This window comes from Myxococcus sp. AM011 (assembly GCF_013372595.1).
Lineage (GTDB): Bacteria > Myxococcota > Myxococcia > Myxococcales > Myxococcaceae > Myxococcus > Myxococcus eversor.
Window position 1 is genome coordinate 15,893 of the sequence record NZ_JABXEM010000076.1, and the last position, 23,817, is coordinate 39,709.

16 protein-coding genes and 1 pseudogene are annotated in these 23,817 nt (G+C 68.5%); 10 read left to right on the forward strand and 7 right to left on the reverse strand.

Annotated features, from left to right (window positions below; genetic code table 11):
- Positions 1 to 71 precede the first annotated feature (71 nt).
- Positions 72 to 767, forward strand: coding sequence for a hypothetical protein (locus HUW62_RS17835; RefSeq protein WP_163869794.1), 696 nt, complete (start codon positions 72 to 74; stop codon positions 765 to 767).
- Positions 768 to 778: 11 nt separating this feature from the next.
- Positions 779 to 1,732 carry a hypothetical protein gene (locus HUW62_RS17840; RefSeq protein WP_176435104.1) on the forward strand — a complete coding sequence of 318 codons (954 nt, stop codon included), beginning with the start codon at positions 779 to 781 and terminating at the stop codon, positions 1,730 to 1,732.
- A gap of 287 nt (positions 1,733 to 2,019) precedes the next feature.
- Here the strand turns inward: HUW62_RS17840 and HUW62_RS17845 are convergent, their stop codons facing one another.
- The gene (locus HUW62_RS17845) at positions 2,020 to 3,405 is read right to left on the reverse strand and encodes a sigma 54-interacting transcriptional regulator (protein ID WP_163869796.1); all 1,386 of its coding nucleotides are present in this window, start codon (positions 3,403 to 3,405) and stop codon (positions 2,020 to 2,022) included.
- Positions 3,406 to 3,467: 62 nt separating this feature from the next.
- Here HUW62_RS17845 and HUW62_RS17850 point away from each other — a divergent pair, with 62 nt between their 5' ends.
- The 5 genes from HUW62_RS17850 (at position 3,468) to HUW62_RS49995 (ending at position 15,283) form a co-directional block, all read left to right on the forward strand.
- Positions 3,468 to 5,486: a serine/threonine-protein kinase gene (locus HUW62_RS17850; RefSeq protein WP_176435105.1), complete on the forward strand. Its 2,019-nt coding sequence runs from the start codon at positions 3,468 to 3,470 to the stop codon at positions 5,484 to 5,486.
- A gap of 188 nt (positions 5,487 to 5,674) precedes the next feature.
- On the forward strand, positions 5,675 to 7,777 hold the full coding sequence (locus HUW62_RS17855; RefSeq protein WP_176435106.1) for a serine/threonine-protein kinase: 2,103 nt from the start codon (positions 5,675 to 5,677) through the stop codon (positions 7,775 to 7,777).
- 44 nt (positions 7,778 to 7,821) lie between these two features.
- Entirely contained in the window at positions 7,822 to 9,981 is a 2,160-nt protein-coding gene (locus HUW62_RS17860; RefSeq protein WP_176435107.1) for a serine/threonine-protein kinase, read from the forward strand.
- Positions 9,982 to 10,124: 143 nt separating this feature from the next.
- On the forward strand, positions 10,125 to 12,569 hold the full coding sequence (locus tag HUW62_RS49990) for a protein kinase (RefSeq protein ID WP_368670437.1): 2,445 nt from the start codon (positions 10,125 to 10,127) through the stop codon (positions 12,567 to 12,569).
- 104 nt (positions 12,570 to 12,673) lie between these two features.
- The gene (locus HUW62_RS49995; protein ID WP_163869800.1) at positions 12,674 to 15,283 is read left to right on the forward strand and encodes a protein kinase; all 2,610 of its coding nucleotides are present in this window, start codon (positions 12,674 to 12,676) and stop codon (positions 15,281 to 15,283) included.
- 43 nt (positions 15,284 to 15,326) lie between these two features.
- On the opposite strand, the gene HUW62_RS17875 is transcribed toward HUW62_RS49995, so the two are convergent.
- Both HUW62_RS17875 and HUW62_RS17880 read right to left on the reverse strand, forming a co-directional pair.
- On the reverse strand, positions 15,327 to 16,631 hold the full coding sequence (locus HUW62_RS17875) for a tetratricopeptide repeat protein (protein ID WP_176435108.1): 1,305 nt from the start codon (positions 16,629 to 16,631) through the stop codon (positions 15,327 to 15,329).
- A gap of 10 nt (positions 16,632 to 16,641) precedes the next feature.
- Entirely contained in the window at positions 16,642 to 18,015 is a 1,374-nt protein-coding gene (locus HUW62_RS17880; protein ID WP_163869802.1) for a DUF4331 domain-containing protein, read from the reverse strand.
- 232 nt (positions 18,016 to 18,247) lie between these two features.
- Between HUW62_RS17880 and HUW62_RS17885 the strand changes: the two genes are divergently transcribed.
- Entirely contained in the window at positions 18,248 to 20,404 is a 2,157-nt protein-coding gene (locus HUW62_RS17885; protein ID WP_176435109.1) for an alpha-amylase family glycosyl hydrolase, read from the forward strand.
- A gap of 60 nt (positions 20,405 to 20,464) precedes the next feature.
- On the opposite strand, the gene HUW62_RS17890 is transcribed toward HUW62_RS17885, so the two are convergent.
- A complete protein-coding gene (locus tag HUW62_RS17890) occupies positions 20,465 to 20,677 on the reverse strand; it encodes a hypothetical protein (RefSeq protein WP_141648720.1) in 213 nt (70 codons plus the stop codon).
- A 225-nt stretch (positions 20,678 to 20,902) separates the two neighbouring features.
- Between HUW62_RS17890 and HUW62_RS17895 the strand changes: the two genes are divergently transcribed.
- Together HUW62_RS17895 and HUW62_RS17900 are read left to right on the forward strand one after the other, a co-directional pair.
- The gene (locus tag HUW62_RS17895) at positions 20,903 to 21,178 is read left to right on the forward strand and encodes a hypothetical protein (protein ID WP_046713894.1); all 276 of its coding nucleotides are present in this window, start codon (positions 20,903 to 20,905) and stop codon (positions 21,176 to 21,178) included.
- Between the two features lie 62 nt (positions 21,179 to 21,240).
- Positions 21,241 to 21,993, forward strand: coding sequence for a PHP domain-containing protein (locus tag HUW62_RS17900; RefSeq protein WP_163869804.1), 753 nt, complete (start codon positions 21,241 to 21,243; stop codon positions 21,991 to 21,993).
- Between the two features lie 16 nt (positions 21,994 to 22,009).
- Here the strand turns inward: HUW62_RS17900 and HUW62_RS17905 are convergent, their stop codons facing one another.
- The 3 genes and pseudogenes from HUW62_RS17905 to HUW62_RS17915 form a co-directional block, all read right to left on the reverse strand.
- Positions 22,010 to 22,756 (reverse strand): hypothetical protein, encoded by a 747-nt coding sequence (locus HUW62_RS17905; protein ID WP_163869805.1) that lies wholly within the window; start codon positions 22,754 to 22,756, stop codon positions 22,010 to 22,012.
- Positions 22,757 to 23,066: 310 nt separating this feature from the next.
- Positions 23,067 to 23,411, reverse strand: coding sequence for an FmdB family zinc ribbon protein (locus HUW62_RS17910; RefSeq protein WP_163869806.1), 345 nt, complete (start codon positions 23,409 to 23,411; stop codon positions 23,067 to 23,069).
- A gap of 15 nt (positions 23,412 to 23,426) precedes the next feature.
- A pseudogene (locus HUW62_RS17915) lies at positions 23,427 to 23,817 on the reverse strand (hypothetical protein); the annotation flags it as partial.

Sequence of the window (23,817 nt, forward strand, 5' to 3'; positions counted from 1 at the left end):
CGATATGCGCCATCCGAGAACAGTGCATGGAAGCACCGTTTGTGTGTCGCTCACCAACGGCCTAACCTCCCATGTCCATGAAGGCGATCCTCGTCTCCCTCTTCCTGTTGGGCTCCACTCCCGAAGCCACTCCTCCGGTGCTGTCGCCGGACGCGCTCGCGGCGCCGCCCGTTTCCAATGACTCTCCAACGGCGTGGGCGTGCACCATCGACACGCTTCGCGAAGGCAAGGAGTGTGTCTTCGAATCCGACGCCACGGCTAGCGCGGCCACCACCGAACAGGACACGGCGAACCGCAAGCTGCTCAAGGACATCTCCCGCGCGCTGTGCACGGAGTCCGTGGGCAACGCCCGCGACGGTCGCACCGACGCGACGCTCATCTCGCTGTGTGAGCGCCGCTATCTCACCGCGGCCGACCAGTGCGGACTCGGAGGCAACTCGCCCATCGTGGACGCGAAGGGCCGCTTCGCGCCGGGTGCCAGGACCTGCTACCGGGGCCTGTCCAGTGTCCTCCAGGAAGTGCAGCTCATGGCCACCGTGGCCGCGCCGTGCTGTGAGTGCGCCGCGCGCAAGGGCTGCCCCGGAGCGGCGGACCGGTGCTACGCGGACGTGTCCCAGCAACAGACCTCTCCCGCGACGCTCGCGTGCCTGAGCGAGCGCTGCGAGGACGCATGCTCCGTCGCGCTGCCCGCGCAGTCGGGAGCCTCCTCCGCGCCCACCGCCCATGAGCGGCAGCGCTCCTCGCGTTCCGGTTCCGCCTCGCTCTAGGAGTCAGCTCCATGCGCCACCATTCTTGGACTCTTTCGACCTGGGCCCTGTTGGGCTCGCTCGCCGCCGGTTGCGGCGCGTCGCACTCCCACGTCACGTGGACGGAGGCCTCGCCTCGCGAGGAGGCCCCCCTCGTGACGAGCGCGCCGGAGGCCCCGCCGCTCCGCGCGTCGGCCGACCCCAAGGCCTTCGCCGCGCGCTATCCCAATCCGGCGCTGTGTGAGGCCGCCGCGCGCCGGCTCCAGGCGGAGTCGCGCGACGAGGGCTGGGCGGCGCTCAAGGCCTGCATCGAGCTGACGCCCTTCACCCAGATTCGCGCGCTGCTGGGAGGCGCCTGGGCTCAGGACCTCAGCGTGCGTCCCGACGCGGCCTCGCTCATCGCGCGCGTCGTCGCCCAGCGCGGAGGCAGCGTGTCCGGCGAGCTTCAGTATCTCCAGGAGCGCAAGATTCCCATCTTCTCGCTCGCGTCCGCGGTGGAGCGTCCCGACACGTACAAGGGCCGCTACGTCATGCTGCGCGCGCGCGTGGCGGATCAGCGTTCGGAAGGGGAGAAGCCCACCGTCTGGCTGGTGGAGCACACGCTGGCCTCGGTGGAGACGAACGCGCCGGTGGGCCTCGGTGAGACGTACGATATCTCCAGCATCTCTTCCGGGGACCTGGGCGGGCAGACGCAGCTCACCGGGCCGGGGCAGTTGGGTGGCAGCGTGAGCACGCGGGAGCGCAGCAGCGTCACCACGACGCGCAAGCACTACGACAACATCTCCGACGAGACGGGCCGCGAAGCCCTGGGCAGGCTGCAGGGCGCGGATCCATTCCTGGAGGCGCGCCGCGACTACGTGTTCCTGGCGCGTTTCGACGGGGTGCGGCTCACGTCGGGCGGCACGGACGATGACGCCGAGGCGCCGCGCATCCCGGTGCTGACCATCGTCAGCTACCACTCGCCGCAGGCGCTCGTCGTCTACTGAAGGCCCCGGCGCTCCCGGCGCCGATAAAAAACGAGGCGCCGGGAACAGGTCCCGACGCCTCGCCTGGGGAGCTGGCCCCGCGCCAACCCCACCTGATTCGAAAACCCTCGGAGATACGGCAGGGCTTCAGCCGGTAGACCCCAGCACGTCGGGGTCGGCCACGGCTCCTCGTGGATTTCTTCTACCCGCGAGCGGGTTTGCCTGTGCGGTCGGGTGGGTGGAGGAAGGCGCGCGTGGGCCTGCCGGGGCCGCGCACCGCTCACGACAGGCGAGAGCTTCCCGTCGGCTCAGGGGCTGCCCGAGTCCAGCCCGTGCTTGCGCAGCAGTTTGCGCAGGTAGACGCGATCAATCCCCGCCTCGCGCGCGGCGCGCGACACGTTGCCTTCGCAGCGTTCGACGAGGTTGCGCAGGTAGTCGCGCTCGAAGCCCTCGATGAGCTGCTCCTTGGCCTCCTTGAACGGCAGGTCGAGCGTCAACGACTGCGTCGACTCCGGGTCCTCCTGCCGCGGAGGCACCGGCGCGGGCACGTCCGGGAGGTCCATGTCCGGCAGGGCTTCTTCACCCAGGCTCACCACGCGGTCCACCACGTTGCGCAATTCGCGCACGTTTCCGGGCCACGGGTACTGCGTCAGCAGCGCGCGGGTGACGTCCGACAGCGCGCTGGGCGGCTTGCCCAATCGCGACAGCACGGTGTCGATGAGCAGCGGGATGTCCTCGGGACGCTCACGCAGTGCCGGCAGGACGACGCGCAGCACCGCGAGCCGGTGGAAGAGGTCGCCGCGAAAGCGGCCCTGCTTCACCGCGCCCTCCAGGTCCTGGTGCGTGGCGGCCACGACTCGCACGTTGAAGGTGCGGTAGTCATTGGCGCCCACGCGCTTCACCTGTCGGCGCTCCAGCACGCGGAGCAGTCGCGGCTGCACCTCCAACGGAAGCTCTCCGACTTCATCCAGGAAGAGGGTGCCCCCGTGAGCCCGCTCGAAGGCCCCTGCGCGATCAGCCTGGGCCCCGGTGAAGGCGCCCTTCACATGGCCAAACAGTTCGCTTTCGAGCAACTGCGGCGGAATGCCCGCCAGGTCCGCGATGATGAACGGCCCCTTGTTGCGAGGGCCGTGTGTGTGGATGGCCTCCGCGCACAGCTCCTTGCCGGTGCCCGTGTCGCCTTGAATGAGCACGTCGGACTCGCCCTGGGCCAGTCGCTCCAGCAGCGTGAAGACCTCTCGCATGCGCCGGCTGTTGCCGACCAGTCCTCCGAAGCTGCTGCGAGAGGAGAGGGGAAGCGCCTTCGATTTCTCACCCTCCGGAACCAGCTTGAGCTCCGTGGTACCCAGGGTCAGGGTGGCCCCTGGACGAACCTCCAATTCGGAGAAGCGCATTCCCTCGCAGAAGGAGCCATTGCGTGATCCAGGGTCCACCGCGCGCACACCATCCTCCCGGACCTCCAGGAGCAGGTGTTGCCGGGACACGGCGCGATCCGGCAGGACGATGTCCGCGGTGGCTTCCGAACCCACGCGGTAACGCCCGGGGGCCAGCGGGTACACCTTGCCGGCGTCCGGCCCGGACAGCACCGCCAGCTTCACCCTGAAGCGGGGGCTCCGGAGCGCCGGCAGGGCATCGGTTCGAACCAGCGCGTCATCCCCGTCCTCGTCTCCCAGACTCGCCACGGCGCGCAACATAGCACACAGGGAGACCCAGGAAGTTCGGGCTCCCTGGAATGTGGGGTAGGTTGCGGATTGATATGGCCTTGCAGCCCGGCGACAAGTTCGGCCGATACGAGCTGGTGTCCTGGCTTGGTCGGGGGGGAATGGCGGAGACGTGGCGTGCCCGATGGATGGGCGACGCTGGCGTCACCAAGTCCGTTCTCATCAAGAAGGTCCTCCCCGAGTTCGTCGAGGATGATGCCTTCATCTCGATGTTCATCAACGAGGCGCGCATCTCGGCCACGCTGTCCCACGGCAACATCGCCCAGGTGTTCGACTTCGGGCGGGTGGAAGGTCAGTACTATCTGGCGATGGAGCTGGTGGATGGACAGCCGCTCCACCACGTCCTGAAGCGCGCGGTGAAGACGGGCCTGCAGCGGATGCCCATTCCCCTGGCCGTCTACATCGCCCTGGAGATGTGCCGGGGCCTGCACTACGCGCACACGCGCACGGATGACAAGGGCAAGCCCCTGGGCATCGTCCACCGCGACATCTCTCCGGACAACGTCCTCATCAGCTACGAGGGACAGGTCAAGATCGTCGACTTTGGCATCGCCAAGGCGGAGATGGCGCGCAACTTCAAGACCGAGCCCGGAGTGGTGAAGGGCAAGTACCACTTCTTCTCGCCCGAGCAGGCGCGGGGAAAAGAGGTGGATGCTCGCACGGATGTCTGGGCCACGGGCCTGGTGTTGTACGAGCTGCTGTGCGGGCAGCGCCCCGTCACCGGGACTCAGGCGGCGGTGATGATGCGCATGGCGCACGGGGAGTTCCCCTCACCCCGAGAGGTGCGCCCAGACCTTCCCGTCGAGTTGGATGAGCTCGTCATGAAGGCGCTGTCGGTGAACATCGAGGCGCGCTTCGAGTCGGCGAATGCATTCGCGGATGCGCTGGCGCAGTTCCTCTATTCGCATGCGCCCCGGTTCTCGACGATGAACCTGGCATACCTGGTCCGGGTGCTGTTCCGGGGAGACATGGCGGTGGAGGGGAGGGAGCTGTCGGTCCCCACCTCGTTCATCGACGAGCTGACGGTGTGGCGTGCGAGCGGGGCGCCGCCGGAGGTACCTGCGAAGAAGGAGCTGGCGAAGGAGGCCTCTTCCCGGGCCGAGACGGAGATGGAGCTGGATTTGAAGCCGGGTGCACAGCGGCCCACGCGCAAGCTGTTGCTGGCGACGGGGGCGGTGGGCGACGCCCATCCCACGGTGGAGGCCCTGGAGTCCCACCGGCCCGCGACGAACACGTCAACACGTGGCGGGATGATGGGCTGGGGCGCGATGGCTGCGTTCGCGGCGGTGCTGGTGATTGTCGTCGGCACCTTCTATGCGTACGTCATCGCGCCTCCGAGAGCAGGGGGGCCACCCCCGCTGCCCTTGTCGAAGCTCGGACCGCGGGCTTCGGACGCTCCCGATTCACCGACTCCTCTTCTTGTCCGCCCGGAAGAAGATCCCCCGGGCGCGACCAAGGATGACGTGCGTCATGCCCGGAGATTGCTCGAGCGAGGCGATTACCAGTCGGCCTCCGCCATGGCGGAGAAGTGCCTGACTCTGGTGACGAACCATCCGGACTGTCTGTTCATCGCCGGTGCCAGCATGGCGCGCATGAAGAAGTTCGACGTGGCCGTCCAGCGATATCAAAGCCTCGCCACGAACCACCCCGGTCATCCTCTCGCGGGGGTGACTCGAACGTTGATAGAAGAGTACGAGCGGAAGCACGCGGAACAGGTGGCCTCCGCGCCGAGGACGACCTCCGAAAGCGCGCCATTGGACGCACACGATGTCGCGATTGTCGATGAGTGGGTCACCAAGTCGCGTGCACTCATCAAGAAGCAGAAGTACCGGGAGGCCGCGGCGATGGCCGAGCAATGTCTCAAGGTGTTCCCCTCGGTTTCCGACTGCCATCTGCTGATGGGGATCGCCAAGGCCCGGTTGGACAAGGTCGATGAGGGGGCCCGTCACTATCGACGGTTTCTCGAGCTGGCTCCGTCAGACCATCCCGCCCGAGGCGAAGTCGCCACGCTCCTCAAGCACTATGAGGACAGCAAGCGCGGGGGACGTTATTGAGGGACGGGTTCTCGCCGTCCGGCTGGGTGCTGCCCAGCGAGGCTTCCGAGCCCTCGCGGTACCGTCCGAGCACCGGCAGGCCTTTTGGACCAGTGCGTCATGCCCGGCCCGGCCACGGTGCACAACCGTCCACAGGGAGACCCATGAAGTTCGGGCTCCCAGGAAACTGGGGTAGGTTCCAGCTCGATATGGCCTTGCAGCCCGGCGACAAGTTCGGCCGATACGAGCTGGTGTCATGGCTCGGTCGGGGGGGAATGGCGGAGACCTGGCGCGCCCGGTGGGTGGGCGACGCCGGCATCACCAAGTCCGTCCTCATCAAGAAGGTCCTCCCCGCGTACGTGGAGGATGAGGCCTTCATCTCGATGTTCATCAACGAGGCGCGCATCTCCGCCACGCTGTCCCACGGCAACATCGCCCAGGTCCTCGACTTCGGGCGGGTGGGCGGTGAGTACTTCCTGGCCATGGAGCTGGTGGACGGGCGGCCGCTCCACCACATCCTGAAGCGCGCCGCGAAGACCGGCCTCAAGCAACTGCCCGTCCCCCTCGCGGTCTACATCGCCCTGGAGATGTGCCGGGGCCTGCACTACGCGCACACCCGCACGGACGACAAGGGCTCGCCCCTGGACATCGTCCACCGGGACATCTCTCCGGACAACGTCCTCATCAGCTACGAGGGCCAGGTCAAGATCGTCGATTTCGGTATCGCGAAGGCGCAGATGGCGCGCAACTTCAAGACCGAGCCCGGCGTGGTGAAGGGCAAGTACCTGTTCTTCTCGCCCGAGCAGGCGAGGGGACGCGAGGTGGACGCCCGCACGGATGTCTGGGCCACGGGGCTGGTGCTGTATGAGCTGCTCTGCGGGCAGCTCCCCGTCACCGGAACGCAAGCGGTGGTGATGATGCGCATGGCGCACGGGGAGTTCCCCTCACCCCGAGAGGTGCGCCCGGACCTGCCCGTCGAACTGGATGACATCGTCATGCAGGCGCTGGCGGTCAAACTCGATGAGCGCTTCGAATCGGCGAATGCGTTCGCCGACGCGCTGGCGACGTTCCTCTACGCCCACGCGCCCCGGTTCTCGTCGATCAACCTGGCGTACCTGGTCCGGGCCCTGTTCCGGGAGGACATGGCGGAGGAGGGACGCGAGCTGACCGTGCCGCCCTCGTTCATCAATGAGCTGACGGTGTGGCGTGCGAACGGGGTGCCGCCCGATGCGCTGACGCAGAGGGATCGGGGAAGGGTGGTCTCCTCGCGCTCCAACAAGGCGCTGGATCCTGACCAGAAGCCGGCGCCCAGGCGGTCGACGCGCAATCAGGTCCCCGTCGCGCCGGCGGAGGCCGCCAAGGCCGCGCAACCCGAGGCGACGGAGACGCCGAAAGCCAGTGGAGGGCTCCTGGGCTGGGGGGCGATGCTGGGGGGCGTGGCGGTGCTGGGGATCGCCGCTTTTGTGACCTACACGTACCTCATCGCCCCCAACATCCCCGCCGCGGGACCGCGCCCGCTGCCCGCGTCGAGGCCCGGGCCGGGGATACCGCTTCGTCCCGTCACCCCGGACGAGAATCCCCCGGGCGCCACCAAGGCGGATGTGCAGAAGGCGCGCGCGGAGATAGAGCAGGGCGATTATGAGAAGGCCTCCGCCCTGGCGGAGAAGTGCCTGGCCGTCGTGCCGGACCATCCGGATTGCCTCATGATCTCCGGGGCCAGCCTGGCCCATCTCGAGAAGTTCGACGTCGCCGCGCGGCGCTATCAACGCCTCGTCGAGAAGCACCCCGGCCATCCCTTCGCCAAGACAGCGCGGACGCTGAGGCTGGAGTACGAGCGGAAGCACGAGCAGCAGTCCGAACAGGCCCAGGCCGATGCACCCGCGGCGCCACCCGTCGAGAGCCCGTCGACGACCACTCTTCCCGCCAATGTCACCGAACAAGGGAAGTCCCCCGACGTGAACGCCGAATCAAGGAGGCCCAAGATCTCCGACCTCCTCGGCAAGAAGGGCGGAATGACGTCGGAGAATGGCACGCTGTCGATGTCCGGTGTGTGGGTCATCCGGGCCAAGGACTTCATCACGAAGAAGAAATACCGCGAGGCAGTCGAGGTGGCCGAGGAGTGCGTCGCGACGTTCGCCACGACGCCGGACTGTCACCTGATGTTGGGTATCGCCAAGGCGCGGTTGAACAAGAACGTCGATGCGGCCAAGAGCTATCGCCGGTTCCTGGATCTGGCTCCTCCCGACCATCCGAACCGCGAGGAGATCGAGAACATCGTCAAGGTCTACGCGGGGACCAAGAAGAGCCGGTGAGCTGAACTCCCCTGTCCTCCGGTAGGACCCTCGACAGCCCAGCCATGGCCCAGGACCGCAACGCACGCTTCGGTCGGTACGAACTCCTGGCCCTGCTGGGGCGTGGAGGCATGGCCGAGACGTGGCGCGCGCGACTGGTGGGCGCGGCGGGCGTCACCAAGCCCGTCCTCATCAAGAAGGTCCTCCCCGAGTTCGCGAACAACGAGGACTTCATCTCGATGTTCGTCCGCGAGGCCCGCATCTCCTCCACGCTGTCCCACGGCAACATCGCCCAGGTCTTCGAGTTCGGCCGCGTGGACGGCCAGTACTTCCTCGCGATGGAGTTGGTGGATGGCCAACCCCTCTACCGCGTGCAGAAGCGCGCGGCGAAGCTGGGCCTGTCGCAGTTGCCCGTCCCCCTGGCCACGTACATCGCCCTGGAGCTGTGCCGGGGGCTGCACTACGCGCACACGCGCACGGACGACAAGGGCACGGCCCTGAACATCGTCCACCGGGACATCGCGCCGGACAACGTCCTCATCAGCTACGAGGGTCAGGTCAAGATCGTCGACTTCGGCATCGCCAAGGCGCGCATGTCGCAGACCTTCAAGACCGAGCCGGGCATCGTGAGAGGGAAGTACCTGTACTTCTCTCCCGAGCAGGCCAAGGGCCACGAGGTGGACGCCCGCTCCGACGTCTGGTCCACGGGCCTGTTGCTGTACGAGCTGCTCTGCGGACAGCCCCCCATCACCGGCACGCAGGCCGCGGTGATGCTGCGCATGGCCTATGGCGAGTTCCCCTCGCCGCGACAGGTGCGAGCAGACCTTCCCGTCGCGCTCGATGAGCTGATCATGAAGGCGCTGTCGGTGGACCTGGGGAGCCGCTACGAGTCAGCGAATGCCTTCGCGGATGCACTGGCCGGCTTCCTGTACTCGGTGTCTCCGCCGTTCTCGACCATGGACCTGGCGCACCTGGTCCGGGTGCTGTTCCAGGAGGACCTCACCGAAGCGGGCCGCTCGCTGTCCGTGCCTCGCACCTTCCACGACGACCTGGCGGCCTGGCGCGCCCATGCCGCGAAGTCCCGCCCACCCCCGAAGACGCCTCCCGTTCAAACCGAGGAGCTTCCGTCCGCCCGGGACACCGCGCCTGCCTCGCCCCAGGACCCGGGGCGCAAGCGCAGACAATCGGAGGTCATGATTCCCTTGTCGGAGCGGCCCACCCAGCTCCACCTCGATGGCGCCACGGAGCTGCAACTCGAGAGCATTCCCCAACCCCGGCGCTGGAAGCGCATCGCGGCCCTCGCCGGTGGTGGAGTGGTCCTCGCGGGCCTCTGCTGGGGCGCCATCCTGGCGAGGAGCCCGTCCACGTCGTCCACGGGCTCGCCCGGCTCGGACGTGCGGGGCCGCTCGGAGCCCGGTGCGCTGCGTCCTCCCATCGTCATCCAGTATCCGGTGAAGGAGTTCCTGCTCGAGGCCGACCGCGACGTCATCATCGTTCCGCGAAGCCACAGGTCCTTCGGGCCGCTCAATCCCCAGAACACCTACGTCCTCTCCGACCTGAGTGCCGTCAAGCTGGGAGAGCCCGCCGTCCTCAGCCCCTCCTCGAGCGGGACTCCCACGGTCTTCTATCTCCTGTCCGGCGAGGCCTCGCGCCTGCCCGAGCAGGCCCGACTGGGAATGCTCTCCGGCGACCCCAGGACCTTCGAGGGTGTCCGCGAGCTGGCGATCTTCCGGCTCGGCCCCGGCAGCACCGAGGCGATGTCCGAGCGCTCCCTCCGCATGACCGGGGCCGACGGCGCTGATCCTCAGTCACTCGTCTTCCACCCGGACGCGGAGGGACTGTTGTTGAAGCGCGCGCTCGTCCTCAAGGGGCTCGACCCGATGTCGACCTACACGCTCAATCTGGAGGCGACCGCCCAGGGCGCGTTCCTTCATGGGCGCGAGGCGGGGTCCGCCACCACGGTGGCCTGCGCGCAGTGGCTGCCGCCTCCCGAGGAGAATCCCTTCCCGCGGACGAGTCCCAGGGACCCGGACGCACTGATCCTCCAGTTCCTGCTCCGACAAGGAGAGGAGCGCCGCGTGCGGGGCGTCCTGGGACTGATGTGTGGCTTCGTCGACGACGGCGCCGATGGCAACTCGGGCTCGCTCCTCGTGCGCATCGACGCGGAGGCTCCGCCCAAGCGGCCTCCCCCCAGGAAGCCTCGCAACACGGACGCCACGCCCTGAGGGGCCGCCCTTTCGTGAGTGCCCTCCAGAACACTCACAACCGAACAACGCAGGGCACCTCCTGATGGAAATCGGGGGCGGATCAGGGCCGAAATGACGGCACGACGACGACACGCGCCGAGCGCCCGTCACGGGTTGCCCCCATGCCCCCTGATCCACATGAGAACCTTGGTCGCTACGAGCTCCTCACCCAGCTGGGCCGGGGTGGAATGGCGGAGACGTGGCGCGCCAGGCTGGTCGGCGCCGCGGGAATCACCAAACCGGTCCTCATCAAGAAGGTCCTCCCGCAGCACGCCCACGACGAGGACTTCATCGAGATGTTCATCAGCGAGGCGCGCATCTCCGCCACGCTGTCGCATGGCAACATCGCCCAGGTCTTCGACTTCGGACGGATGGAGGGTCAGTACTTCCTGGCCATGGAGTTGGTGGATGGGCAGCCGCTCCACCGCATCCTGAAGCGCGCGGCGAGGACCGGGCTCAAGCAGATGCCCATTCCGCTGGCGGTCTACATCGCCCTGGAGATGTGCCGGGGACTGCACTACGCGCACTCGCGGACGGACGAGAAGGGCGAGCCCCTGCACATCGTCCACCGCGACATCTCTCCGGACAACGTGCTCATCAGCTACGAGGGCCAGGTCAAGATCGTCGACTTCGGCATCGCCAAGGCGCGCATGCTGCGCAACTTCGACACCGAGCCGGGCGTGGTGCGAGGGAAGTTCCTGTACTTCTCTCCGGAGCAGGCGAGGGGCCGCGCGGTGGACGCCCGCACGGATGTCTGGGCCACGGGGCTGGTGCTGTACGAGATGCTGTGTGGCCAGCTCCCCGTCATCGGGACGCAGGCGGCGGTGATGTCGCGGATGGCCCACGGGGAGTTTCCTTCACCTCGTGAGGTGCGCGCGGAGCTGCCGTCCGCGCTGAATGAACTCGTGATGCGGGCGCTGTCCGTGGATGCCTCGCTTCGCTACGAGTCGGCGAATGCCTTTGGCGACGCGCTGGCCGCGTTCCTCTATCCCTTCGCGCCCCGGTTCTCGCCCATGAACCTGGCGTATCTCGTCCGTGAGCTGTTCAACCCGGACCTGCTCCAGGAAGGCCGCGAACTCACCGTGCCTCCCACCTTCGTCGAGGAGCTGAGTGCCTGGCGGGGAGTGGAGCCCGCTGCGCCTGTTCCCCCTCCCGAGCGGCGACGGACTCCGGGCCCCGCGCCCGCCTCATCCAAGGTGTCCCTCCCGAAGCGAGATGCGCTCCTGGCCCCCACCATGCGCATGCCCGCCGTCGCGAGCCCCCGGAAATCCCCCGCGTGGGCTCGACTGGCGCTGATCCTGGGCGGTGGGCTGCTCGTGCTCGTGGGCGTCCTTCACGACGGGCCCTCGACCGAGGATGCGGCGCTTCAGCCCCCTCCTGATGACGGCGCTTCGCGGCTCGCGCGGTACCCGGAGCCGGGTGTCGTGGCCCCCCCCGGGGACTCGACACTGAAGGGCGCTGCCCCGGAGGTGGCCGTCGCGGGGGAGAGGTCCGCTCCAGGGGCCGGTCCCGAGGGCGCCAGCGAGGCCGAGCCCATTCCGGCATATCCCGCGATGACCACGTTCCGACTGGACTCCCGGCTCCATGTGCTGCGCGTACACGCGGACCTGGTTGCCTTCTCGCCGCTGGATCCGCTGGCCACCTACCGCCTCTGGGGAACGAACCCCATGGAGGGGGTGCCCCAGTCGTCCGCCATCCTGGAGCCTTCACCGAGCAGGGAGCTTCCGGTCTTCTTCCTGAGCTCCGGTGACTCCGTGCCCCCCGAGTCGCGCATGGGCACCGTCTCCCCTCGTCCCGTCTCCATCAGGGGCCCGCGGTCCATCATGCTGTTCACCCTGGGAGAGCCGACCAAGGACGACCTCGCGTCTCACACCGTCTACCTCAGGGAACTCAAGTCGAACACGGATCGTCGCTTCACCTTCCATCCCGAGCCCATGCGCATCTCCGGTCGCACGGGATTGCTCATCCGGGGCCTGGACCCGCGGCAGACCTATGGTTTGTCATTCAATCCGGTGGGGAAGGGCGTCTTCCTGCGCGGCCCAGGCGAGGGGCCCACGAGCCAGGTGGCCTGCCTCGAGTGGGATCCCCGGTCCACGACAAAGGGCCCGGTTTCGCGCGCCGCCACCGCCGGGAATCCCTTGCAGTTCCTCCTGACTCAGGGGCGCGACGTGAAGGTCCGGGGCATCCAGGGCCTGCGCTGCGGCTTCATCGACGATGCCGCCTTCGACAACGAGGGTGAGGCCGAGGTGAGCATCACCGCCTGGGAGCCCAGGCACGCGAGGAGTCAGGGCGGCCAGGGGAACTTCCGCGTGCAGGAGGCCACGCGCCTGGCCACCCAGGCGCAGCGACTGGCCCGGTCTGGACAGCACCACGACGCGTTCCTCCTGGCCGAGGACTGTCTCTCCAACGTTCCGGAGCAGCCCGACTGTCTGCTCCTCTCCGGGGCCATGCAGCAGAGACTGGGCCGGATGGATGGCGCCCTGGATCGGTATCGCACCTTCGTCCAGCGCTACCCCAGCCATCCCCAGGCCGCCACGGTGACGACGTTCCTCAAGAGCCGGCAATAGACACCGCCCGGGGCCGCCGCTCATCGGCCGATTGGCTGACATTGAGTCCCGCATTCACGGAGCCCCCTTTTTGATCGGAATCCCCCGCGATACCCTACGCCTCAATGGCGAATGAGCAGCACGCACGGTTTGGCCGGTACGAGCTCCAATCCCGAATCGGCCGGGGGGGGATGGCGGAGACGTGGCGGGCCCAGTTGCTGGGGGCCGCGGGCGTCACCAAGCCAGTCCTCATCAAGAAGGTGTTGCCGGAGTTCGCCAACGACGAGGCGTTCGTCGCCATGTTCATCAGCGAGGCGCGCATCTCCGCCTCGCTGTCCCATGGGGCCATCGCCCAGGTCTTCGACTTCGGGCAGATGGACGGCGATTACTTCCTGGCCATGGAGTACGTGGACGGCCAGCCGCTCAATCGCATCATGAAGCGGGCGCTGCGCTCCAACTTCGCCAGCCTGCCGGTGCCCATCGCCACGTACATCGCGCTGGAGATGTGCCGGGGCCTGCACTACGCGCACACGCGCACGGACGACAAGGGCGAGCCCCTGCACATCGTCCACCGCGACATCTCTCCGGACAACGTCCTCGTCAGCTACGAGGGCCAGGTCAAGATCGTCGACTTCGGCATCGCCAAGGCGCGCTCGCTGCGCAGCTTCGACACCGCGCCGGGCGTGGTGAAGGGCAAGTACCTGTTCTTCTCGCCGGAGCAGGCGCGAGGCGAAGAGGTGGACGCGCGCACGGATGTCTGGGCCACGGCGGTGGTGCTGTTCGAGATGGTGTGCGGCCGGCTCCCGTTGGAGGGGCCGGAGTACGTGGTGATGCACAAGCTGCACACGCGCCAGCCCTTGCCGCGTCCTCGCGACATCAAACCGGACCTGCCGGTGCGGCTGGAAGCCATCCTCCAGAAGGCGCTCGCGGTGCGGAAGGAGGACCGCTTCGAGTCCGCCCATGCCTTCGGCGATGCGCTGGCGGGATTCCTCTTCAAGGCGGCGCCGCGCTTCTCCGCGATGTCCGCGGCCTATCTCCTGCGGGAGCTGTTCCGTCCCGACCTGACGGAGCTGGGCAAGGACACCAAGGTGCCGCCGTCGTTCGTGGAGGAGCTGTCCGTCTGGCGCGCCACCACGAGCCTGCTGCCCAAGCCCACGGAGCTGTCCACCCCGGAGCTGCGCACGGAGCCGACGACGCTGGAGAGCGAGCCGGGGGACCTGCCGGACGGAGGAGAAGGCGCGGCGCTGGACGCGGACGAGGAGGAGGACGGCAACTCTCCGGATCGGGGAGGCTTCTTCGAGAACAGCTTCCGCATCTCCACGCACCACGTCGTGGTGACGGTGGGACTGCTGATGCTCGCGGGCCTGTTCTGGTCGTCCTTCGACAAGCTCAAGGCGGACTGGATGCCTCCCGAGCCGAAGGCCACCGGGCCTGTCAGGCCGCCGCTTCCCACGCAGCAGATCAAGGTCGCCGACGACCACCGCGCGCCGAACGGGGCCCCAGCCCAGCCCGTGCAGGAGCCGGCTTCGAGCAAGCCCTCCGGGGGCATGGATTCAGTGCATCTGCCGCTCGCGTCGTTCCGGCTGGAGGCTCGGAAGCACGTCTTCGGGGTGTCCTCCGGGCGCGCTGCGCTCGGGGCGTTGGATCCACAGGTGACGTACCGCATCTCCGAGTCGGGCCTCCTGTCTCCGGCGGATCGCGGCAAGCCCATGCCGAGCATCTTCTTCCTGCTGTCGGGGAAGGACGTCGCGGCGGACGCGGCGGTGGGACTGGTGACGCGCAGGCCAGAGCCGTTCCGAGGCGCCTCGGCGGTGATGTTCTTCACGGTGGGCGCGCCCACGCCGCAGGACGATCTGCCCGAGCGCATCGTCACGGTGCTGAACACCCGGACGAATGAAGAGCGCCGTCACACCATCCACCTGGAGTGGATGACCACGGACTTGAGCCGGAGTCTCTTCGTCGATGGGTTGAACCCGATGGAGGTCTACACGCTGACGCTGGAGCAGGTGGAGGGGGGAGCCTTCACCCGAGGAAGGGCCCAGGGCCCGGTGGTGACGGTGGCGTGCGTGCAGCAGGTGTCCGTGGAGCGGGATGGTCCGGGCACACCTCCCGCCCGGGCGCAGCGCTTCCTGCTGACTCGGGGCGAGGACATGAAGATCAGCGGCATTCATGGGCTCTACTGCGGGTTCATCGACGACGACCCGTCCGACAATCAGGGCGCGGTGGAGATCCGCATCGAAACGGCGCGGGAGCGGGAGGAGCGAGACAAGAGGGAGCGCGAAGAGGCCGCGACCGCGCAGGGCTCCGAGGAGACCATCCTGGAGCCCACCGATGCGGGGACTCGCCCCGCGGGCACGGGGCCGACGACGGTTCCCTCCAAGGTGACGACCGGCAAGCCACCGCCTCGACAGCCGGACCCGGTGGTGGCGCCGGACGAACCGCCCGACGCGAGCCGGGGGGACGTGGCGCTCCTGCAGGCGAAGAACCTGTTCAAGGCGAAGCAGTACGACGCCGCGAGGACGCGAGCGCGCGAGTGCGTCGCGATGGAGCCGGAGAACCTCGAGTGCCACCTGTTCCTGGGCTCGGTGGCGGCCAAGCTCGGGCGCAAGGAGGAGGGCGCGAAGCACTACCGCCTCTTCCTCGACCTGGCCCCGTCGTCCCATCCGCATGCGAGCGCGGTGATCAGGGCCCTGGAGGAGTACGAGTCCATGCGGAGCACACCCACGCAGCCGTAGGGAGCGCACCGGCTCGGAGGCCTGGACGCGCGGTCGCCGCGGCTCACTCCATGCGCTGGCCCTGGGCGCTGACGGTTCCCGAGGGAGGTGCCATCGCCCCGAGCAGCTCCCGGGCGCGCTCCGCCTGTCTCGGTGGAAGCGGAGGGAAGCCCCGCAGCGCCGCGTCCAGGTGAAGCCGGGCACCGTCCCGCTCGCCACTCGCCGAGGCGACGAGCCCCGCGACGTACTCCAACCTCGCGTGGCGTGTCCCCAGGCTCAGCGCGGCTTGCATCAGGGGCCGGGCCTCTTCCACCTTGCCCGCGCTGACGAGCGCATAGGCCAGCACCGCTTGCGTGAAGACATCCCGCCTGCGCGTCAGCTCACGCCGGGCGAGTTCCTCCGCCTGGGCCACATCCCGTCCCAGGTCCAGCAGCAGTCGCGCCTGTTCGCGGCCATCCTGGGCCGTGTCCTGGAGCGCCAGGACGTATTCCGCCTGGGCCTCCCGCTCGCGTCCCGCCGCCGAGAGCGCATCCGCCAGGAAGGCCCGGTGCCCCGCCTGAGGCCGCGCCGTCATCGCCGCCCGGTAGGCCTCGACGGCCGCGTCGGCCTGGCCTCGGGCGCGCAGGACATGGCCGCGTCCCGCGTGGGCCCGATCCAATTCCGGTGCATGGGTGAGCGCGACGGTGAAGTACTCGAAGGCCGTGTCCGGTTCGCCCTTCGCGAGGTACGCATCACCCAGCTCACACAGCGCCCGGGCCACCGTGTCTCCATCGCGAGGGTCCGCCGACGTCGCCGCGAGCTTGAGCACGGAGATGGCCCCGTCCACGTCCCCTCGCAAGAGACGCAGATATCCCACGCGGGTGTACGTGGCATGCGAGGGCTTCAGGTCCATCATCCGCGCATAGGCCGCCTCGCCCTCGTCGTAGCGCCCCAGCTCCAGTTCGGCGTCTCCGAGCAGTCCCTGGAAGAAGGCGTCGTGCGGGTACTGCTCCGTCAACCGCAGCGCGGCGTCGCGGAGGTCCTTGAACTGGTGGTCATGGTGGAGCAGCAGCAGCTCCACCTTGAGCGCATCCACGCGCTCGGGGTCCACGAGCAACGCGCGCCGGGCCGCGACGCGCGCGTGCATCAGGTGCCGGGGATCCGCCGAGCGCAGCCCCTCTCGCATCCACTCCGTGGCGAGGCGTGCCTGCGCCGGAGCGTCGTCCGGCGGGGCCTCTCGCTGCATCCGGGCCAGTCGCTCCCGCGTGGATTCCCGAGCCCGCGGGCCCGACGAGTCCGGGCGCGCGGGAGCCAGCCACCACCGTGTGAGCCCGCCCACGGAGATCGCCACCACCGCGACGCCGAGGGCGAGCAATTGTCGAGAGGCCATGGCGCGGGGCTCAGGGGTTCGGATCGCCGGAGTGGGGCGGGGCTACATACGGGAAGGTGGTGAGGAACGCCTTGTCGTTGGCCGCCACACCATCGCTGAGCCCGCTGGCCGCCGCCGCGAACGTGCCGCCGCCGTCCGGAAGGATGGCGGGCCCGCCATCCGCGAACGTCGTGAAGAAGGCCCCGCCCACGGCCTTGAGCGCCACGTCCGTCACATCGTCGGTGAGCAGTCGACCATTCGGGTACGAGGAGTCCATGCCGGTGTTGATGTGCAGCATCTCGCCGGTGGGCTTGCCCTGGGTGTTGCGGGTGTAGATGGTGGCCAGGTCCGTGCGCGGCCCGGGGGGGGCCAGGGGGATGAAGCCCTTGGCCTGGAGGAGCTGGGGCAGCTCCGGGTTGGTGACGATGGCGACGATGGTGGGGGTGGCCAGGTCGTTCTGCGGCTTGGAGGCGTTGAAGAAGTCCTTGAACTTCAGGGGGACGACCACCTCGTTCACCAGGGGATTGCCCAACCGGGACACCTGCACCCAGGCGCCGCTCGTGTCCACGCCGCCATCCGCTCGGCGCGTGGTGACCTTCTGCCGGCTGGACGTGGTCCAGATGCCCAGGTGCGGGGAGCTGAACTCCGTCAGCGGCAGCTCGATGATGAGCGACAGCACGTTCAGCCCCGCCAGGTCATCGCGGTTCGGCTTGCCGTCGTAGTTGAGGAAGTCGAACGTCTTCGAGAGGTTGACGAAGAACGGGTCGTCCCGGGGGCCCGTGAAGACCTTGTACTTGGCCGCGGTGCCCAGGCCCGTCTGGATGGCGCTCTGGGTGATGGGGTCCAACGTGGAGCCCGTCGCCGTCTGCGGATAGGCCGGCGTCGTCAGCCGCCCCACGTTGTTGGGCGCCACCGGCGCATCCTTGACGATGACCTGGTTCGAGCCGCCCACCACCTTGGTGAGCGTGTACGTCTGGTAGCGGAGGATCTCCGGCGACGTGGCCGTCTTCACGCCCGCGAAGGCGTACAGGAAGGAGTCCTTGTACGCGTCATAGCCGGCCACCACGCCCACCGAGGGCAGGGGGCTCTGGCGAATCTGCGTGCGGAAGCGGAACTGGTAGCGGATGTCCGGAGCGCCGTCTCCCGTCTGGTCGATATTGATTTCGTAGAGGACGTTGTCGTCGAACAGGTAGAAGTTGGGGCCGCCGTAGGGAAGGCCGAAGGGCGAGTAGTTCGCCACCAGCACCAGGTTGCCCCCCTGTTTCCAGGCGTACATGTCCGTCCCGTCCGCCGCCGGGTCGTTGCTGATGAGCGGAGCCTCCCGATGGCTGGACGCCACCGCGACGCTGGCTGCGAGGAACAGCGGTACCGCGAGGAGACGCCACGCTGAATGGGGAGTTCTCATGCGTTTTCCTGTGAAGGGGAATCGCGAGCGCGGGTGCGGGACGAGACTGCGGGCTCGGTCGCCTGGGGGAGCCCTGAGTACCCAGCAGGTTGGGTCAGTGGCTCCTGTCCCAAGGTACGAGTCGCCCTAGAGTGTTCGGTGGAGGGCAACCCCTGGCGCGACGCGGTGAGTCAAAAAGGTGTCGATGGGGGGGTTGGAAAAGCGAGGGGGCCTCCCGTAGAAAGGCAGCCGCATGACGCACTCCCGCATCGTCCGTTCGCTCGCGCTTCCGGTGTTGCTGCTCTCCGCGGCCTGCGGTGACTCCGAGGACTCCATTCCCGTCCGGACCTGCGAGGTGACGCTGACGTACGCGCCTCAGCAGTCGCTCCAGGGCGCGGTGTCCCTCACCGGCGAATGGAATGGCTTCGCCGCCACCCCCCAGCCCATGGCGGACCGCGGTGACGGCGTGTTCACCGCGCGCCTGGAAGGCCTGGAGCCGCGCGACTATGGCTACCGCTTCGTGGTGGGCAAGCAGGAGCTGATGGATCCGCAGAATCCATACTCCCGCTGGGTGCGCACGGAGGAGTACTCGCGCCTGACGGTGCCGGACTGCCGGCAGCCGGTGTTGGAGCTGCGGCGCTTCGTGGCCACGCCCGAGGGCGCGCTGGACGTCGACGTGGCGTACGTCGATGGGACGGACGAGGTGGGGCCGGACACCGACAAGGTGACGCTGTCGCTGGACGGAGAAGTCAGACAGGGTGCCTTCGACGCGAAGACGGGGCGCCTGCGGTTGCAGGTGGCGGGACTGGCCCAGGGCAAGCACCACGTGAAGGTGGTGGCCATGGACGCGTCTGGCCGCGCCGCGGAGCCGCTCTACCTGCCGTTCTGGGTGGAGCCCCAGAAGTTCCGGTGGGAGTCGGGGCTGATGTACTTCGCCTTCACGGACCGCTTCCTCAACGCGCGCTCGGAGAACGACGGCGCCGTGGCGGACGTGGACCCCATCGCCAACTACCAGGGCGGCGACTTCGCCGGCATCACCCAGAAGATTGAAGACGGCTACTTCGACGCGCTCGGTGTGCGCACCCTGTGGATCTCCCCGGTGGACCAGAACCCCGAGGGGCGCTTCATCGGCACGGGCGGCAAGTACTACGCCGGCTACCACGGCTACTGGCCCTCGGCGCCGCGCACCACGCAGCACCGCTTCGGGTCCATCGACGAGCTGCGCGCCCTCACCGCCGCGGCCCACGCCAGGGGCATCCGCGTCATCGCCGACCTGGTGCTCAACCACGTCCACCAGGAGCACCCGTACTGGGTCAACCACCGCAACGACGACTGGTTCAACACCTCCGCCAGTTGCGTGTGCGGCACCCAGGACTGTGACTGGGAGGAGAAGCGGCTGACCTGCAAGTTCACCGACTACCTGCCGGACTTCAACTGGCGCTCGTCGAACATGGTGGACCGGTTCATCGACGACACGCTGTGGTGGCTGGAGGCGGCGGACTTCGACGGCTTCCGCATGGACGCCGTGAAGCACATGGACCAGGTGGCGGGCCGCACCCTGCGTGGTCGCCTGCGCGACATCACCGCGATGACGGGCACCGAGTTCTACCTGGTGGGAGAGACCTTCGTCGGCGCGGATGGCCGCTCGCAGATCGCCCGCTACATCAGCCCGCGCGAGCTGGATGGCCAGTTCGACTTCCCCCTGTACTGGCCGGTGCGCGAGGCGTTCGCGGACGGCCAGGGCCTGGAGCGCGTGGACCAGGCGGTGCGGGAGAACGAGGTCTTCTACGCGCCGGGCACCATCAACTCGCCCTTCATCGGCAACCACGACGTGGCGCGCTTCATCTCCCAGGCGGCGAAGCAGTTGGACGGGGAGGGGGGAGACCCCTGGAGCAGCTCCCGCCCGTCGGCGACGGTGACGGACGCGGCGGCCTTCGAGAAGGCGAAGTTCGCCTTCACCTTCGTGCTGACGCAGCCGGGCGTGCCGCTCGTCTATTACGGCGACGAGGTGGGCCTGCCGGGCGCGGGAGACCCCGACAACCGCCGGCTGATGCGCTTCGGCTCCACGCTCACCCCGCTGGAGGCGGAATTGCTCACCGTCGTCCAGAAGCTGGGGCAGGCGCGCCGCGCCCATCCCGCGCTCCAGACGGGAGCCCGGGACACGCTGCGGATTGAAAGGGACTTGTACGTCTTCCAGCGCTCGCTGCCGGACGGGCAGGGCGCGATCATCGCCATCAACCGGAGCGACGTGGAGCGTCCGCTGGTGGTGGAGCCCCTGGGGAGCCTGGCGGCGAGCAGCGCCACCTACGCGGACGTCTTCAGTGGCCGCACGCTCCAGCTCGCCGGGACGGAGACCCAGATGGTGATCCCGCCGCGCAGCGTCGCCGTGTACGTGCCTGCCGCTGAGTAGTGCTCCCGCGGAGTCAAGGGAAGGGGAGGAGCCGCCCCCTTCCCACCGCGGCCCCGCGAACTACGGCTGCTGCGGGGGAGGCTGCTGCGCCGTCTTGTGCTTGTAGAAGAGCACGAGGGTGTAGCAGTGGAATTCGTTGTCGGACGACTGGGCCACCACGCGATCCACGATCTCCAGATCCGAGTTGCTCTTCATCCAACGGGTGACGTTCTCACCCAGCTCCTCGCGCTCCTTCGCCTTGGTGGCGGAGAAGACCTTCACGCCCGTGAACATCGCCTGCCACTCCTTGTGCGGTCCCGACTCAGGACAAGGGGCCATCCTCGCACGGCGTGTTCGGAGGTGTCAAAAACCCGGCTTCCTGGAGGCCAGGCCGGCGCGGGCCTCGCGACGGGGGTTTGCACGCGAAAGCGCATGCTTAGTTTGCTCAAGTCGCACCCGTTTGGGGGCGCTCGAGGCAGGGGCCACGAGTGGCGGCGTGTTGGGGAAGGGGGCAGGCCCGTGGACGTGAAGACCAAGAAGGATCTGGCGGTTGATTTCATCAACACCATCCGGACGATGGAGCCCACCGCGCTGAACGCGCTCATCGTCAAGGAGGCGGGGGAGGAGCTGGCGCAGTTCTTCCTGAACTACAGCGCCAATCTCATCTCCAAGGACCCGTCCCGGGTGCTGGAGAACACGTCCTCGCTGATGCTGATGGGGTACCTCATCCGCACCTACGAGGAGAAGAACACGCAGGCCAAGCAGGGGACCTTCCAGTCCTACGCCTTCGCCTGAGGGACGCAGGGGGGCAGCGCGGGCTCGACAGGCCCTGGGGAGCCTGTTAGGGAGCGGCGCCCATGCTCATCGACCTGCACGCCCATTCCCACCTGTCCAAGGGGTGCGAGTTGGACCCTCGCGCCGTGTTGGAAAGGGCCGCGCTGTTCGGCCTGGACGGGGTGGCCTTCACGGAGACCAATACCCAGGACGGCTGTGACGAGCTGTTCGAGATTGGCGCCAAGTCGAAGGTGAAGGTGTTCGTCGGGCTGGAGCTGGTGACGGACCGCGGCCAATACCTGTGCTTCTTCCCGAAGCCGGAGCTGGCCCCGGAGCCCGTGCAGATGTGGGGCAGCAACCGCGAGAAGCCCTGGAGCGCGGCGGAGTGTCTGCCCAAGGTGAAGGGGATGGGCGCCGCCATCATCGCGGCGCGGCCCTTCGACAGGGATTCGCCCAACCCGGCCATGGACTTCGTGCGCTCGCTCACCGTGCTGAGCGCCGTGGAGGGCTACAACGCCCGGGTGAAGCAGACCGCCAATGACCTGGCCGTGGAGGCCGCCGAGGCGCTCAAGCTGCCCTGCACCGGTGGCAGCGACGTGCGCGGCTCCCTGGACGAGATGGGTCGGGGCGCCACGTTCTTCAAGAACCCCGTGACGACGCAGGCCCAGTTGGTGGCCGAGCTGCTCAAGGGCGAGTTCTGGCCGGTGATGGCCGGTGAGCTGCCCCGCCTCACGCGCCCCGGCGAGGCCCAGGCGGCTCGCAAGCAGGGCGGCGGGGGTGGTGGCGGTGGTGGTGGCAAGCGCCGCCGCGGTGGTGGCGGCGGCGGTCGCCGGTAGTCGTTCAAAGCGGGCGCTACGGCAGGACGGAGGCGCCCGCCTCCTCGGCGCGAGCCAGGCGGCCATCCGAGATGAAGGCCTTGCGACGGCCTCCCGGATAGGTCCACTCCTCGTTCTTCGCGGTGCCCTCCAGCGTGCGCCGCACCAGCTCCGGCGGCCCCCAGGCCATGCGCACGGCGTCCGCGGACATGTTGGCCACCAGACGCTTCTCCTTCACGGCGTCGCGCACGGGCGGCGCCAGGGCCTCCAACTGGGCCTTGGGATTCTGGGGCGTGAGGTACTTCTCCACCTCCGCGCGGAAGTCGTTGGGCTGCTCCAGGTTGGGCGGCAGCACCAGCACGAGGGGCGGCGCGTCCGGCTTGCCATCCTCGGCCAGGTAGATCCACGGCCAGGTGCGCGGCGTGTAGAGGACGCGCTCGGCCACCACCCACGCGGTGGGGAACTCCACCTTGGTGATGCGCAGCTTCGTGCCCACGGGCAGGGTGCGCTCCACGGCGCCGGGGTTGATGGGCTTGCCCTTGCTGTCATCCAGGAGGCGCACGTCGTCCGGCGCATAGGGCGTGAGCAGCCGCTTGGAGCCGTCCCCGAAGAAGGGGGTGACGTTGCCGGAGACGCGCAGGTACTGCTCCGCCTCCGGGCCGGTGAGCGTGCGTTGGAGCGACGCGCGGGCGTCCGGCGCCATGCGGGTGTAGTTGCCACAGCCGACCGCGACCGCGGCCAGCACGAGGAGGGACAGCGAGGAGAAGGGGTGTCGGGCGAGCATCGGGGCACCTTCCGCGACAGGGCGCGCGGGAAGTGCCTTGCTTAGCTCAGCGTGATGCCTGCGTCAGCGTCGTCGCGGCGGAGGCTTCCCGCTTGCCGCCACGGCAGCCTCGCTGTGGCGGACACACGGGCCCCCGGCCATGCGGGTCCGGCACCAACAGGAAGCGGCCGAGCCCTCGCGTATCCGTGAGCTCCGGGTGACCGCACAGAGCGCATTGGCGGGGAGGACGCTTGGAGGGGGGGAAGGGCACGGGGAGCGAGTGTGCGTCGCTCCCGGACCCCGCGCGAATTTTCCGCCCCTCCGCGTCCGACTACTTCTTGTCGCTCGAGGCCGCGGCCGGCGCGGGGGCGCTGCTCGGCGCCGCGGCGGCGGGCGTCGACGACGTGCCGCTGCTCGAGGAGCTCGATGAAGACGAGGAGCCGCTGGAACCCGAGGTGCTCGAGGAGGAGGACGAGGAGCCGTCCTTCTTCGTGGAGCTGTACAGGTCCGAGTACCAGCCACCGCCCTTGAGGACGAAGCTGGAGCGGCTGAGCATCTTGGTCAGCGGACCCTCGGCGCCGCACGTGGCGCACACGGCGGGCGGCGGGTCGGAGAACTTCTGCAGCACGTCGATGACTTTTCCACAGCTCTGACAGGCGTACTCGTAGATGGGCATGGTCGCGGTGCCTCTTCAGGGAGTTGAGGGGGGAGCGCCGGGGTAGAGCTGCTTGCGCAGCCCCTCCGCGAGCCCCAGGCGCTCGATGGCGCGGAAGATGAGCTCCGCGGGCGAGCCGTACTTGCGGCCCACGGAGTCGCAGAGTCCGTGCAGGTCCGTGGCGCCGGGCAGCTCGTCCCGCATCAGCCGCTCCAGGTCCTTGCGGAGCGACTCGTTGAACTTGCGCTGGATGCCCAGGTCCACGAGGTACTTCTCACGGCCCAGCAGATCCAACCGGTGCGTCAGGTGCGAGGTGGCCAGCGCCTCGCGGCGGAAGCGCTCGCGCAGCGCCTCCACGTCCTCGGACAGCCCCACGGAGGCCACCAGCCGCGCCAGCTCCGGCGGACTGACGCCCAGCGCCCAGCCC